Origin of the sequence: Nonomuraea sp. CA-143628 (genome assembly GCF_050942315.1) — a bacterium.
Lineage (GTDB): Bacteria > Actinomycetota > Actinomycetes > Streptosporangiales > Streptosporangiaceae > Nonomuraea.
Map to the genome: position 1 here is coordinate 5436027 of NZ_CP192072.1, position 13457 is coordinate 5449483.

Genomic DNA, 13457 nt, shown 5'->3' on the forward strand with positions numbered 1-13457 from the left:
CTGCTCGCTCACTACTTTCCACCCTCCTGCACGGTGTTGAGGATCCGTACGCCCCTGAACAGGCCGGACGGGCAGCCGTGGCTGACCGGCGCGACCTGGCCCGGCTGGCCCTTGCCGCAGTTGAAGGCGCCGCCCAGCACGTACGTCTGCGGCCCGCCGACGGCCTCCATCGACTGCCAGAAGTCCGTCGTGGTCGCCTGGTAGGCGAAGTCGCGCACCTGCCCGGCCAGCCGGCCGTGCGAGATCCGGTAAGCCCGCTGCCCGGTGAACTGGAAGTTGTAGCGCTGCATGTCGATCGACCAGCTCTTGTCGCCGACGATGTAGAGGCCCCGCTCGACCCGCGAGATGAGCTCCTCGGTCGACGGCCCGTCAGGCGCGGCGGCCAGCGAGACGTTGGCCATCCGCTGGATCGGCATGTGCCCCGGCGAGTCGGCGAACGCGCACCCGTTGGACCGCCCGAACCCCTTCATCAGCGCCATCCGCCGGTCGAGCTGGTAGCCGACCAGGATGCCGTCTCTGACGATGTCGAAGCTCTGGCCCTGCACGCCCTCGTCGTCGAAGCCGATCGTGGCCAGGCCGTGCGTGACGGTCCTGTCGCCGGTCACGTTCATCACCGGGGAGCCGTAGACGAGCTCGTTGAGCTGGTCGAAGGTGGCGAAGCTGGTGCCCGCGTAGGCGGCCTCGTAGCCGAGCGCCCGGTCGAGCTCGGTGGCGTGCCCGATCGACTCGTGGATGGTCAGCCACAGATTGGACGGGTCGATCACCAGGTCGTGGTCGCCCGCCTCCACCGAGGGCGCGGCCAGCTTCTCCGCCAGCAGCCCGGGCAGCTGGGCCAGCTCGTCGGCCCAGTCCCAGCCGGTGCCCGTCAGGTATTCGTAGCCGCGGCCGACCGGAGGCGCGATCGTCGACATGTCGTCGAATCCGCCGTTGGCCGCCTTCATCGCGTTGAGCTTGGGATGCACGCGTACGCGCTGCTGCGTGGTGACCGTGCCCGCCGTGTCGGCGTAGAACTTCTGCTCCTTGACCTGCAGCAGCCGGGCCGAGACGTGGTCGGCGCCCTTGAGCAGCCCGGCCGACCAGTCGGCCAGCAGCGCCACCTTCTCCGCCGACGGCACCTCGAACGGGTCGACGTCGTAGGCGGAGACCCACACCACCTCGGAGTGGACCGGCTCGGGGGCCAGCTCGATGGGCTCCCGGTTGATCGGGGCGCTCACCTCGGCCACCCGGATGGCCTGCTCGGCCACCTTCGCGGCCGCCTCGGGCGTGAGATGGATGCCCGCGGCGAAGCCCCACGTGCCGCCCTTGACGACGCGGACCGCGTAGCCGAGGTCGTCGGCGTCCATGGCTCCTTCGAGCCGGGCGTCGTAGAGGCTGAGCGACTCGGCTCTCACGCGTTCCAACCGGAAGTCGGCATGCTCGGCACCCAGGTCACGAGCGCGTTGCAGGGCGGCGTCCGCCAGCTGCCGCATCGGCAGCTCCAGGAAATCGGAATCGATCTGGCGCATGTCCACGATCCTAACCCTGCGATCTTGTATCCCCCGGACAAGTGGATACCCGCCGGTAGGAGATAGCGTCAGGTGTCATGGCACGCTCTGTACTCGTCACCGGAGGCAATCGCGGCATCGGCCTCGCGATCGCCCGTGAACTAGCCGCGGCCGGCGACGCCGTCGCGGTCACCTATCGATCGGGAGAGCCGCCGGAGGGGCTGTTCGGCGTCAAGTGCGACGTGACCAGCATGTCCGACGTCGAAGCCGCCTTCGACAAGGTCGAGGCCGAGCAGGGCCCGGTCGAGGTGCTGGTCGCAAACGCCGGCGTCACCAAGGACACGCTGCTGGCGATGATGAAGGAGGAGACCTTCACCGACGTCATCGACGCCAACCTGACCGGCGCCTACCGCGTGGCCAAGCGGGCCATCAGGCCCATGATGAAGCTCAAGCGCGGCCGGGTCATCCTCGTCTCCTCCGTCGTCGCCCTGTCCGGCTCGGCGGGCCAGACCAACTACGCCGCCTCCAAGGCGGGCCTCATCGGCTTCGGCCGGTCCATGGCGCGCGAGTACGGCTCGCGCGGCATCACCGTCAACGTGGTCTCGCCCGGCTTCGTCGCCACCGACATGACGGCCGACCTCGACGTCGAGGCCATCACCAAGAACATCCCGCTCGGTCGCCAGGCGTCGCCGAGCGAGGTCGCGCGCGTCGTCCGCTTCCTGGCCAGTGACGACGCCTCTTACATCACCGGGGCCGTGATCCCGGTCGACGGCGGACTCGGAATGGGGCACTGACGTGGGAATTCTCCAAGGCAAGCGGATCCTCGTGACCGGCGTGCTCACCGACGCGTCGATCGCGTTCTCGGTGGCCAAGCTGGCCCAGGAGGAGGGCGCCACCGTGGTGCTCACCGGGTTCGGCCGGTTGAGCCTGGTCGAGCGCATCGCCAAGCGGCTGCCCGAGACGCCGCCGGTGATCGAGCTCGACGTCCAGAACACCGAGCACCTCGACACGCTGGCCGACCGGGTCGGCGAGCACGTCGACGGCCTCGACGGCGTCGTCCACTCCATCGGCTTCGCCCCGCAGAGCGCCCTGGGCGGCAACTTCCTCAACACCACCTGGGAAGACGTCGCCACGGCCCTGCACATCTCGACCTACTCCTACAAGTCGCTGGCCGTGGCCTGCCTGCCGCTGATGAAGGAGGGCGGCGCCGTCGTCGGCCTCGACTTCGACGCGAGCAAGGCGTGGCCGGTCTACGACTGGATGGGCGTCGCCAAGGCGGGCCTGGAGTCGTGCAACCGCTATCTCGCCCGCGACCTGGCCAAGCAGAACATCCGCGTCAACCTCGTCGCCGCCGGGCCGCTGCGCACGATGGCGGCCAAGTCGATCCCGGGCTTCAAGGAGTTCGAGGACAGCTGGCCGGAGCGCGCCCCGCTGGGCTGGGACCTGTCCGACACCGTTCCCGCCGCCAAGGCGTGCGTGGCGCTGATGTCCGACTGGTTCCCCGCCACCACGGGCGAGATCGTCCACGTCGACGGCGGGGCTCACGCGATCGGCGCGTGACCTGTCCTGACAGGCTGAACGGGGGCGACGCCGCATAGGCGTCGCCCGAATTCGGTGACCGATCGCCGGGGCCTGGTAACCGGATGCCATCGATTACCGGTTCTCCCGCTGATTCGGCGTGGTCTTGCGGCGATGCTGGTGTGATGGGGCGCTGGCTCAAGAACCCGGCAAGGCTGAAGACGCTCAGCCGGCTGAAGAACCCGTGGGTGCTGGTCGCGGTGGCCAGCATCGGTGCCGCGGTACCGTCCGTGGTGGTGCCGGGGGAGTGGCCTTGGTGGGGCCGGGCGCTGATCGCGACCGTGGCGGCCGCGTTGTCCGGCGCCAGCGGAGCGTACTTCGGTATGGCGTTGACCCGAGCCGAGAACGCCGCCGCGGCCATCGAGGCGCTGCACTTGGCTCTGGACCCGCTGATCCACCACCCGCAGGGCCTGGCCGGCGGAGAGCGCAGCGTGTTCGAGCTGCTGCTGCCGCAGTCGTGCCCTACCCCGTTCCGGGGGCGGCGCGGCGAGCGGGACTGGTTGTGGGCCTGGTGCCAGGAGGAGGCGGTGCTGGGCCTGCTGGTGGTGGACGGGCCGGGCGGGTGCGGCAAGACCCGGCTGGCGTTACGAGCCGCCCAGGAGGTCGTCGCGGACGGGTGGGTGGCCGGCTGGCTGCGCGAGGGCAAGGCCGCCGACCTGGTCGACGCGGCCGCGGCGGTGGCCGGCTCGCGGGTACTGGTCCTGGTCGACAACGCCGACACCCGAACCGACCTGGCGAGCCTGCTGGGCGCACTGGCGCGCTACGAGGGGCGGGCCCGGCTGCGGGTGATGTTGATCACCCGGCACGGCGTCGAACTCGGCCAGGCACTACAGGCTCACCTCCCCGAACAACACGCCCTGCTGGTGAAGAGCGCCCCGGTGATGTCGCTGCTCCCGCTGGGGGAGACCTCCGACCTGATCCGCTGGTACGGCGAGGCCGTCCGCGCGTTCGCGACCGCGCGGGCGACGCCGGCGCCCCCGGTCTCGGACACGATCGCGCCGGTCCGGGAAGGCCAGACCATGGTCGAGGTACTGGCCCAGGCGATGGTGACGGTGTTACGCCCAGCCGCGCCGACCGGCTCACCCGCGCCCCTGGACGAGGTCGCCGGCGTACTGTTCGAGCACGAGGCACGCTGGTGGCGCGGCACCGCCGCACTGGAGCGGTGGGCGGTCGGCCCGGTCACCGACGTGCTGCTGGCCCGGATCATCGCCGCCCTGGCCCTGTTCGCCCCCGCCGACGAGCCGGAGGCCATCGGAGTGCTGAGGCGCGTCCCGGAATTGGCCGACGCCCCCGCCGAGCGGGTCACCAACCTGGTCCGCTGGGCACACTCCCTCTACCCGTCCGCCGCGGGGGCGGGAGTGCCGATCGGCCCGAACCTGCTGGCCGACTGGTTCATCACCACCAGCCTGACCCGTACGGAGGGCGACCGCCAGTTCGCCCGCCACCTGCTGAACGACCCGACCGAGGAGCAGGCCGCCCGGATCCTGACCCTGCTGGCCCGCGCCGGCGAACATCACCCACCCGCCCGGCTGCTGTTCGAGCAGCTGCTGGGCGGCGACCCGGTGCGGCTGGCCCGCCACGCCATCTACGCGGCCCTCACCACCGCCACGAACCGTCGCGAGCTGGACCACACCACCGCCACCGCTCTTGCCGCCGCCGACCTCGACCCCGACACCACCACCCGGCTTCTGCGGCTCACCCCCGCCTACGCCTTGCCCCGCTGCGCCCTCACGCTGACCCGCCGCCGCCTGCACGGCGTCCGCGCCACCGGCACCCCACCTGAACTCGCCGACGCCCTGACCGACCTCGCGGCCGCGCTGGAGCGGGTGGGTGAGCACAGGGAGCAGGTGCTGGTGGCACGGGAAGCGGCCGGCCTGCGGCGCGGGCTGGCGGACGGCACCCCCGCCCACCGATTCGACCTCGCCGAGGCTCTGGGCAACCTGTCGGTCGCGCTGAACGGGGCGGGTGAGCCTCGCGAGCAGTTGCTGGCGGCGCGGGAAGCGGTTGATCTGTGCCGTGGGCTGGCGGACGGCGACCCGGCCTATCAGCGCGCCCTCAGCCGAGCGTTGGGCAACCTGTCGGTCGCGCTGGACCACGCGGGTGAGCATCGCGAGCAGCTGCAGGTGGCGCGGGAAGAGGTCGACCTGCGGCGCGGGCTGGCGGACGACAACCTCACCCACCGACCCGCTCTCGGCCGATCACTGGTCAGGCTCGCGGTCGCGCTGCACTGGGCGGGTGAGCATCGCGAGCAGGCGCTGGTGGCGCGGGAGGCGGTCGGCCTGTGCCATGAGCTGGCGGACGGCGACCCCGCCCTCCGGCCCACCCTTGCCGACGCCCTGACCCATCTCGCGGCCGCGCTGAACAAGGTAGGTGAGCCTCGCGAGCAGCTGCTGGTGGCGCGGGAGGCGGTCGGCCTGTGCCGTGAGCTGGCGGACGACAACCCCGCCCACCGATTCGACCTCGCCGAGGCCCTGATCGAATGCACGACCGCGCTGAACAAGGTGGGTGAGCACCACGAGCAGCTGCAGGTGGCTCGGGAAGCGGTCGGCCTGTACCGTGAGCTGGCGGACAACAACCCCGGTTCTCGGCCAGCCCTCCGCCGAGCCCTGGGCCACCTGTCGGTCGCGTTGTACCGGGTGGGTGAGCACCACGAGCAGCTGCAGGTGGCACGAGAAGAGGTCGGCCTGTGCCGTGAGCTGACGGACGGCAACGCCGCTCACCGGTCCGGCCTCGCCGATGCCCTGGCCAACCTGTCGTTCGCGCTGCACCAGGTGGGTGAGCACCACGAGCAGCTGCAGGTGGCACGGGAAGAGGTCGGCCTGTGCCGTGAGCTGACAGACAGCAACCCCGCCCACCGCCGTGTCCTTGGCCAAGCCCTGGGCAACCTGTCGGCCGCGCTGGACCGGGTCGGCGAGCACGGTGAGCAGGTGCGGGTAGTACAGGAAGCGGTCGACCTGTACCGGGAGCTCGCCGCCCACGACCCAGAGCTGTTCCACCAGGCATACATCGACAACCGCGCCACCCTACGGCGACTACGGCCTCATCAAGACGACCAAGACGACATCACCTTCGACCTGTGAACAGCCGCGCGGCTTATCGAAGGTTGGCCACGAACTTCCCGAGCCGGGTGAGTCCTTCGCGAAGATCGTCCGCCGGCGCCGCGTACGAGAGCCGGACGTGGGTCTCCGCCGTGTGCACGCCGAAGTCTCTGCCCGGAGTGAGGGCGACGTGCGCCTCCCCCAGCGCGCGCTCGCAGAACTCCCAGGAGGTGAGCCCGGTGTGGCCGACGTCGAAGTACACGTAGAACGCGCCGTCGGGCGGGACGGGTACCGGCAGCCCGATCCGCGCCAGCCCGTCGAGGACGAGCGCGCGCCGCTCGGCGAACTCGACGCGGCGCGCCTCACAGACCGCCAGGGACTCGGGCGTGAAGCAGGCCAGAGCGGCGTGCTGGGCGGGCGCGGAGGCGCAGAGGAAGTAGTTCTGGGCCAGGCGTTCCATCGCCGGCACGAGGATCTCCGGGACGACGCACCAGCCGAGTCGCCAGCCGGTCATGCCGAAGTACTTCGAGAAGCTGTTGATGACGATGGCGCCGGGATCGAACGACAGCACGCTTCGCGGCGGCCGGCCCCGCTCGTCGTGGTCGCTCAGGTTGAGGTAGATCTCGTCGACCAGGCGCCACGCGTCACGCTCGCGGGCGAGTTCGCAGATCGCGGCCAGTTCGCCGACCGGAACCGAGGTGCCCGTCGGGTTCGACGGGGTGGCGATCATGATCCCTCGGGTCCGGTCCGTCCAGTTCTCCTTCACCGATGCCGCGTCCAGCTGGAAGCGGGTCTCGGCGGTGGCGGGGACGAGCGTGACACGGGCGCCGAAGCTTTCGACGATCTGCCGGTTGCAGGGGTACGACGGGTCCGCGATCAGCACCTCGTCGCCCGTGTCGACGAGTGCCGCCGTGGCCAGCACCAAGGCGGCCGAGGCTCCCGCGGTCACGACGACGCGGGAAGGGTCGACGTCGACGCCGTGCTCGTTCCGGTAGAACCGGGCGATCGCCTGCCTCAGCTCGGGCAGTCCGAGTGCCGCCGTGTAGGGCATCGGCCTGCCGTCCATGGCCTCGCGCATGGCGTCGAGCACGGCGGGGGGTGCGCCGAAGTCCGGTTCGCCGATGCTGAGCTTGATGACGTGATGCCCCTGGGACTCCAGCGCCGCGGCGTGCTTGCCGAACTCCATCGCGAAGAACGGCGCGACGGCCTGTGCGCGTCGCGAGATTCTCACCCCACGATCTACAGCGCCCGTCACGCGGTTTCGCCCCTTACTGCACTCAGAGTCATGAAAGAGGAGCTTATGCGCAGTTTGCCGGGCCGACCGGCTCACAGGGGCAGGGGCCGGTTCTCCACGACGCTCTTCATGACGAGGGTGGAGCTGAGGCGCTGGACGCCGGGGAGGGTGGCCAGCCGGTCGTCGTAGAGCCGCTGGAAGGCGGGCAGGTCGTGGGTGATGACCCGCAGCAGATAGTCGGGGTCGCCGAAGAGCCGTTGCGCCTGGAGGACGTGCGGGACGGCGGCGACGGCCGCTTCGAAGGCGTCGACGGTGTCGCGGTCCGCGGCGCGCATGGTGACGAAGACGAGTGCCTCGAACGTCAGGCCCAGGGCGTGGGCGTCGAGATGGGCCCGGTAGCCGCTGATCGCTCCGGAGTGCTCCAGGGCGCGCAGGCGGCGGTGGCAGGGAGAGACGCTGAGGCGGACGCGTTCGGCGAGTTCGGTGATGGTGAGCCGGCCGTCTTGCTGGAGTTCGGCAAGGATTTTCCGGTCTACGTCGTCCATGAGGTGGATTCTCCCTCAAAGCGCCACTTCTGAGGGAAACTTTGGAAGCACCTTTCGGCTATACGGGCATAAACTTCCCCGTCGAATCCACCTTGAGGGTTACGCGAGTGTGAAGGAGAAGGCTGATGCCCGTCGGAACCATCGCCGCGTTCTGGGCGGTGTCGTTGGCCTTCGTGGTGACGCCAGGGGCGGACTGGGCCTACGCGATCGCGGCGGGATTGCGGCATCGTACGGTGCTGCCGGCGGTGGGCGGCCTGCTGATCGGGCATCTGGCGGCCACCGCGGTGGTGGCGGCCGGAGTGGCCGCCCTGGTGGCCCGCTCGCCGCTGGTGATGACTGTGCTGACGGTGGCGGGCGCGGCCTATCTGGTGTGGCTGGGGATCGGCATGCTCGCTCGCCCTTCGGCCCCGCAGGCCGGTGCGGAGGGCGCCTCTGGCGTGGAGCAGGCCGGTGGGGAGCGGGCCGTTGGAGAGCGGGCCGGTGGAGAGCGGGCCGGTGGGGAGCGGGCCGTTGGAGAGCGGGCCGGTGGGGAGCGGGCCGCCGGCGTGGAGCGGGTCGCGGGCTCGTGGGTGCGTCAGGTGATGAAGGGCGCGGGGATCAGCGGGCTCAACCCGAAGGTGTTCCTGCTGTTCCTGGCGCTGCTGCCGCAGTTCGCCGACCGGGACGCGCCGTGGCCGGTCGCGGCGCAGATCGTGGTGCTGGGGCTGGTTCACGTGGCCAGCTGCGCCGTGGTCTATACGGGGGTGGGCGCGGGAGCGCGGCTGGTGCTGCGGGCGCGACCCGCGGCGGCGCGGGCGGTGACCCGGTTCTCCGGCGCCGCGATGGTCGGGATCGGTGTGCTGCTGCTCGTCGAGCAGCTGGCCGGTTGACCGCGTACTCCATCAGGAAGTCGCGAGAGATCGCCAGAGGCGGTGGAATGTCCGGGACCGTCAGTGAGCGCGATACAAGGAGACACATGGAAGACGAGTCGCCGGTGGAACAGGCGGCCCCCGAGGTCGAGGCCCGCGTCCGGGCCAGCTTCGAACTCCAGGGACTGATGCGCCACCTCGGTGCCCGACTGTCGCGGATCAGTCCGGGACACGTTCAGATCGTTCTCCCCAGCAGACCGGAGATCACCCAGCAGCACGGGTACATCCACGCGGGGGCCACCAGCGCCATCGCCGACAGCGCGGGCGGCTACGCGGCGCTCACTCTCTTCCCGGAGACGGCGGACGTGCTGACAGTGGAGTACAAGATCAACCTTCTCGCGCCCGCCACGGGTGATCACCTCGAGGCCGAAGGGACGGTCGTCAAGGCGGGGCGGACGCTCACGGTGTGCCGGCTCGAGGTCTTCGGCGTCACCGGCGCCCAGCGGGAGCTCATCGCGACCGGCCAGCAGACGCTGATCTGCCTGCGCTGAGGATCCACCCAGTGACCGCCTGCGGCCCCTGATGATCCGTGGCAGGGCGCTCCACGGACGAGGCAAGCTGTCCGCGGCGGACCTGTTGAGCGGGGCGTTAAGCCATGCAGTGGTGGCGGACCTGTTGTGCGGGGCGCTATGCCAGGCGGTGGCGGCGGCCGTTGTTCGCTCTGGCCGGCTCGAAGGGGATCGAGTCCGGCTGCTCCGTGCGCTGGCGGCGCTGCTGGACGATGCGGGTCGCCAGGATCGCCGAGGTCAGCAGGGCGATCGTCAAGGAGGTGCCCAGGACGTCCGAGGCGGGCTTCGACGGGCGGATGATCGGCTGGTCGCGCAGGGGAGCCGTGAGGTCCTGGACGAAGGGGTTGGGCCACAGGAGGTCGATGCGGGGCTCATCCGTGTCGGCCGTCTGGATCTTGATCGGGTCCGCGGTCGTGTCCGGCTCGTGGGAATCGGTCTCTGGCGGTGTCGGGCCGTCCGTCGGGAGGGTCGTCGTCGAGTCCTTCTTCTCCCGCTTGTTCGGCTTCGCCGTCGGAGTGGGCTTGGCGGAGTCGTCGGGGGACGGGGTCTCCAGGACGTGTTCGGGGTCTTTGTTGCGCTGCTGGGCGTCCTGATGCTCGCAGGCCACCACCGGGAGGCAGACCTCGCTGAGGGTGTTGGGCAGCAGTTCCTGGTCCGAGGGAGTCGGCTGGGGCTGCCCCGCCCTGGTGGGGATCGTCGTCGGGACCGCGTCGCCCACCGTGCCGAGGAGGTCGTCGGCGGTGCCGCCGACCTTCTTCGTCACGGGTTTGAGCGTGTCGCCCGTGAGGGTGTCGACCGTGCCGGTGACCGCCTCCACGACGTCGCACAGGCCGTTCGTCACCCCGGACAGCAGCCCGTCGCCGCGTTTGCAGTCGGCCGCCTCGGCCAGTGCGGGCGAGGAGACGACCGGGATCGCGGCCAGCGCCAGCGCGAGAGCTCCAGCTGAGATCGCGGTCCTGCTGCCCATCCGTCCCCTCCTGCGTCGCTTACGGGGGAAATCTTTATGGACATCGGCGGTGTGTCGCAGGCGTTTTCCGGCTAAAGTTGCGATTCGGTATCGACGCGTGACACGCGAGCATGACTCTCGTTCGCCCTCAGTCGAGCGACGACACGTCATCCAGGGCCTCACGTATCTCTCGCGGCAACACCACGTCCTCGGCGGTCAGTGCGCCGGCGAGCTGAGCGTGCGTACGGGCACCGACGATAGCGGAGGCCACGCCCGGTTGGTCGCGAACCCATGAGAGTGCCACCGCCAACGGCGAGACCCCGAGCCCGTCGGCCGCGGTCATCACGGATTCGACCACACGACGGCTGCGTTCGTCGAGATACGGGCGGACAAAATCGGCGAAATGCGGCGTAGCGGCCCGCGAATCGGCCGGGATGCCCGTTCGGTACTTCCCCGTCAGAACCCCCCTGCCGAGCGGCGACCAGGCCATCACGCCCGCGCCCACGTGCTCGGCCGCGGGCAGCAGCTCGCGCTCCGGCTCGCGGGCCAGCAGGGAGTATTCGGCCTGGGCGGAGGTGATCGGGATGCGGCCCGGGATCGCCCGCTGCATGACCGCGGCGGCGGCCAGCTGCCAGCCGGCGTAGTCGCAGACGCCCGCGTAGACGGCCCGGCCCGAGGAGACGATCGCGTCGAGCGCCGCCATCGTCTCCTCCAGCGGCACCTCGGCGTCGTAGGTGTGCAGCTGCCAGAGGTCGATGTAGTCGAGGCCCAGGCGGTTGAGCGAGTCGTCGACCGCGGCGATCAGATGGCGCCTGGAAGCGTCACGCGGCCGGCGGCCCGACGGCGTCACCACCGCCTTGGTCGAGATCACCAGCTCCGAGCGTGGCACCGAGTCGCGCAGCAGCCGCCCGAGCAGCCGCTCGGCGTCGCCGCCCGTGTAGACGTCGGCCGTGTCGACCAGGGTGCCGCCCGCGCTCATGAAGGTGCGCAGCTGCGCCGCCGCGTCGTCGGCGCTGGTGTCACGCCCCCAGGTCATCGTGCCGAGCCCCAGGCGGGACACCGACAGGCCGCTCCGGCCGACATAGCGCTGCTCCATGATCCCGCCAGGTTACCGCCCGGGTGCGTCAAACGCCGTGATCCACGCCTGCGACACTTGGTCGGTGACCACCCTCCTTCTCGCCCGCCACGGGCTCACCGCACTCACCGGGCCGGTGCTGGCCGGCCGCACTCCTGGAGTGCACCTGAGCGAGGCGGGCCGGGCGCAGGCCGCGGCGCTGGCCGGGCGCATCGCGGGCGTCCGGCTCGACGCCATCGTCTCCAGCCCGCTCGAACGCTGCCAGGAGACGGCCCAGGCCGTCGCCGAAGGGCGCGGCATGGCCGTACAGACCGATGAGCGGTTCGTGGAGTGCGGCTACGGAGCGTGGACCGGGCGGCCGCTCAAGGAACTGGCGAAGGAGCCGTTGTGGCAGGTGGTGCAGGCGCACCCCAGTGCGGTGACATTTCCGGAAGGGGAGGCCTTGACGGAAATGCAACACAGGGCCGTGGCCGCCGTGCGGGAGTGGAATCTACGCCTGGGGGAGAAGGGAGTCTACCTGGCGTGCAGTCACGGAGACGTGATCAAGGCCATCGTCGCCGACGCGCTGGGACTCCACCTGGATCACTTTCAGCGGATAACTGCAGATCCCGGAGCTCTCACCGTCATTCGCTATGCCCCCTTGCGCCCCTTTGTTCTCAGGCTTAACGATATGGGGGAATTGCAGCTTCCCGAGGATTCGGAGGAGAAAGACGGGGGAGAAAAACTCTCCGGGAGCGATGCCGCCGTCGGCGGTGGACCCGGAACCACGTAAGGTCAGGCTATGCCGGTCTTCGACTACGACCCACCAGAGAGGTTCGTGGCCGGTGCCTTGGGGCAACCGGGCGCGCGAGCCTTCTTTCTGCAGGCCAGAGCCGAGGGCAGACTGACCACGGTAGCGCTGGAGAAGCTGCAGGTGGCGGCGCTCGCGGGCAGGCTGGACGAGCTGCTCGACGAGGTGCTGCGCCGCAGCGGGGGCACCGCGCACGTGCCCGCCATGGCGCCCGCCGACCTGACGGACGACAAGCCCCTAGAGGTGCCTGTCACGGAGGACTTCAGGGTCGGCACCATGGCACTGGCCTGGGATCCCGATACTTCACAGGTGGTGATCGAAGCGCAGGAGATCATCGACGAGGAAGCCGTCGAAGCACCCGAGCCCGCCATGTTGCGGGTGCGGATCAGTGCCGGGGTCGCCCGTGCGTTCACTCAGCGGGCGCTCCAGCTTGTCGCTGCGGGCCGACCGGCCTGTCCCCTTTGCGGGCAGCCACTCGACCCCGAGGGACACGTCTGCGTCCGCCTCAACGGCTATCGCGGGGGTGAGGCGACATCATGAGCGCTCCGGAGAGCGAACCGGCTACCAGGCCGCCGTCGCACCCGTCGCCCATGGAGGACGAGGGGGCGCTCGAGCTGCTCCGCGACGGCCGCCTGGAAGTGGCGGGCCGCCTCGTCGAGGCGACCAACATGACGCTCTACTGCTCGATCACGCTCGGCGAGCGCACCGCCGCCTGCGTCTACAAGCCCGTACGCGGCGAGCGCCCGCTCTGGGACTTCCCCGACGGCACGCTGGCCGCCCGCGAGGTCGCGGCCTTCGAGGTCTCCCAGGCGACCGGCTGGCAGATCGTGCCGCCGACCGTCCTGCGGGAGGGCCCGTTCGGTCCGGGCATGTGCCAGCTGTGGATCGACACCGAGCGTGAGGTCGACCTCATGCGCCTCGTACGCAGCCGCAACCCGGTGGTGCGCCGGATGGCGGTGTTCGACGCGGTGGTCAACAACGCCGACCGCAAGGGCGGCCACCTGTTGCCGCTGCCCACCGGCCACGTCTACGGGGTCGACCACGGCGTCTGCTTCTCCGCCGAGGACAAACTCCGTACCGTGCTCTGGCAGTGGCGGGGCAAGCCGCTGGCCCGCGACGCCGTGACCACGCTGACCAAGCTGGAGCGCGACATCGAGTCGGGTCAGCTCGGCCGCCGGCTGCGCGAGCTGCTCACGCTCGCCGAGGTCGAGGCGACCTGGAACCGGATCAGGAAGCTGCTCGAAACCGGCCTGCACCCCTACCCCTCCCGCGACTGGCCGGCCATCCCGTGGCCGCCCATGTAGACCGACACGATGTAGACCGGCACGTCAACCAGCCATCTCCGTAGAC

13 protein-coding genes are annotated in these 13457 nt (G+C 70.4%); 8 read left to right on the plus strand and 5 right to left on the minus strand.

Going from position 1 to position 13457, the window contains the following annotated elements; all coding sequences use genetic code 11:
• Window positions 1–11: 11 nt before the first annotated feature.
• A complete protein-coding gene (locus ACQP2T_RS24875; RefSeq protein WP_357958557.1) occupies window positions 12–1505 on the minus strand; it encodes a TldD/PmbA family protein in 1494 nt (497 codons plus the stop codon).
• Window positions 1506–1582: 77 nt separating this feature from the next.
• Between ACQP2T_RS24875 and fabG the strand changes: the two genes are divergently transcribed.
• The 3 genes from fabG to ACQP2T_RS24890 all read left to right on the plus strand — a co-directional run bounded on the left by fabG (window position 1583) and on the right by ACQP2T_RS24890 (window position 6142).
• Window positions 1583–2278, plus strand: a complete 696-nt coding sequence (fabG, locus tag ACQP2T_RS24880; protein WP_357958560.1) for a 3-oxoacyl-ACP reductase FabG — start codon at window positions 1583–1585, stop codon at window positions 2276–2278.
• Between the two features lies 1 nt (window position 2279).
• The gene (gene fabI, locus ACQP2T_RS24885; RefSeq protein ID WP_358445481.1) at window positions 2280–3044 is read left to right on the plus strand and encodes an enoyl-ACP reductase FabI; all 765 of its coding nucleotides are present in this window, start codon (window positions 2280–2282) and stop codon (window positions 3042–3044) included.
• A 143-nt stretch (window positions 3045–3187) separates the two neighbouring features.
• Complete coding sequence (locus tag ACQP2T_RS24890) at window positions 3188–6142, plus strand: hypothetical protein (protein WP_433518447.1); 2955 nt, start codon at window positions 3188–3190, stop codon at window positions 6140–6142.
• A gap of 13 nt (window positions 6143–6155) precedes the next feature.
• Here ACQP2T_RS24890 and ACQP2T_RS24895 read toward each other — a convergent pair whose 3' ends face one another.
• Together ACQP2T_RS24895 and ACQP2T_RS24900 are read right to left on the minus strand one after the other, a co-directional pair.
• The gene (locus tag ACQP2T_RS24895; RefSeq protein WP_433518448.1) at window positions 6156–7331 is read right to left on the minus strand and encodes a pyridoxal phosphate-dependent aminotransferase; all 1176 of its coding nucleotides are present in this window, start codon (window positions 7329–7331) and stop codon (window positions 6156–6158) included.
• 95 nt (window positions 7332–7426) lie between these two features.
• Window positions 7427–7879: an Lrp/AsnC family transcriptional regulator gene (locus tag ACQP2T_RS24900; protein WP_433518449.1), complete on the minus strand. Its 453-nt coding sequence runs from the start codon at window positions 7877–7879 to the stop codon at window positions 7427–7429.
• A 125-nt stretch (window positions 7880–8004) separates the two neighbouring features.
• Here ACQP2T_RS24900 and ACQP2T_RS24905 point away from each other — a divergent pair, with 125 nt between their 5' ends.
• On the plus strand, window positions 8005–8748 hold the full coding sequence (locus tag ACQP2T_RS24905; RefSeq protein ID WP_433518450.1) for a LysE family translocator: 744 nt from the start codon (window positions 8005–8007) through the stop codon (window positions 8746–8748).
• 86 nt (window positions 8749–8834) lie between these two features.
• Window positions 8835–9278, plus strand: a complete 444-nt coding sequence (locus ACQP2T_RS24910; protein WP_433518451.1) for a PaaI family thioesterase — start codon at window positions 8835–8837, stop codon at window positions 9276–9278.
• Window positions 9279–9414: 136 nt separating this feature from the next.
• On the opposite strand, the gene ACQP2T_RS24915 is transcribed toward ACQP2T_RS24910, so the two are convergent.
• Both ACQP2T_RS24915 and ACQP2T_RS24920 read right to left on the minus strand, forming a co-directional pair.
• On the minus strand, window positions 9415–10263 hold the full coding sequence (locus ACQP2T_RS24915; RefSeq protein WP_433518452.1) for a hypothetical protein: 849 nt from the start codon (window positions 10261–10263) through the stop codon (window positions 9415–9417).
• A 127-nt stretch (window positions 10264–10390) separates the two neighbouring features.
• On the minus strand, window positions 10391–11338 hold the full coding sequence (locus ACQP2T_RS24920) for an aldo/keto reductase (RefSeq protein WP_358204678.1): 948 nt from the start codon (window positions 11336–11338) through the stop codon (window positions 10391–10393).
• Window positions 11339–11402: 64 nt separating this feature from the next.
• Here ACQP2T_RS24920 and ACQP2T_RS24925 point away from each other — a divergent pair, with 64 nt between their 5' ends.
• Genes ACQP2T_RS24925 through ACQP2T_RS24935 form a run of 3 tightly spaced genes read left to right on the plus strand, consistent with a single transcriptional unit; the run spans window position 11403 to window position 13411 of the window.
• Window positions 11403–12089, plus strand: coding sequence for an MSMEG_4193 family putative phosphomutase (locus ACQP2T_RS24925; protein ID WP_433518453.1), 687 nt, complete (start codon window positions 11403–11405; stop codon window positions 12087–12089).
• A gap of 9 nt (window positions 12090–12098) precedes the next feature.
• Window positions 12099–12647 (plus strand): DUF3090 domain-containing protein, encoded by a 549-nt coding sequence (locus ACQP2T_RS24930; protein WP_219528509.1) that lies wholly within the window; start codon window positions 12099–12101, stop codon window positions 12645–12647.
• Window positions 12644–13411 (plus strand): SCO1664 family protein, encoded by a 768-nt coding sequence (locus ACQP2T_RS24935; RefSeq protein ID WP_433518454.1) that lies wholly within the window; start codon window positions 12644–12646, stop codon window positions 13409–13411. The genes ACQP2T_RS24930 and ACQP2T_RS24935 overlap by 4 nt, the downstream gene beginning before the upstream one ends.
• The last annotated feature ends 46 nt before the right edge of the window (window positions 13412–13457 follow it).

Coding starts and splice junctions, on each gene's coding strand:
- ACQP2T_RS24890 (WP_433518447.1), top strand. CDS start 3,188: ATGGGGCGCTGGCTCAAGAACCCGGCAAGGCTGAAGACGCTCAGCCGG.
- ACQP2T_RS24920 (WP_358204678.1), bottom strand. CDS start 11,338: ATGGAGCAGCGCTATGTCGGCCGGAGCGGCCTGTCGGTGTCCCGCCTG.
- ACQP2T_RS24910 (WP_433518451.1), top strand. CDS start 8,835: ATGGAAGACGAGTCGCCGGTGGAACAGGCGGCCCCCGAGGTCGAGGCC.
- fabG (WP_357958560.1), top strand. CDS start 1,583: ATGGCACGCTCTGTACTCGTCACCGGAGGCAATCGCGGCATCGGCCTC.
- ACQP2T_RS24935 (WP_433518454.1), top strand. CDS start 12,644: ATGAGCGCTCCGGAGAGCGAACCGGCTACCAGGCCGCCGTCGCACCCG.
- ACQP2T_RS24905 (WP_433518450.1), top strand. CDS start 8,005: ATGCCCGTCGGAACCATCGCCGCGTTCTGGGCGGTGTCGTTGGCCTTC.
- ACQP2T_RS24900 (WP_433518449.1), bottom strand. CDS start 7,879: ATGGACGACGTAGACCGGAAAATCCTTGCCGAACTCCAGCAAGACGGC.
- ACQP2T_RS24875 (WP_357958557.1), bottom strand. CDS start 1,505: ATGCGCCAGATCGATTCCGATTTCCTGGAGCTGCCGATGCGGCAGCTG.
- ACQP2T_RS24915 (WP_433518452.1), bottom strand. CDS start 10,263: ATGGGCAGCAGGACCGCGATCTCAGCTGGAGCTCTCGCGCTGGCGCTG.
- ACQP2T_RS24930 (WP_219528509.1), top strand. CDS start 12,099: ATGCCGGTCTTCGACTACGACCCACCAGAGAGGTTCGTGGCCGGTGCC.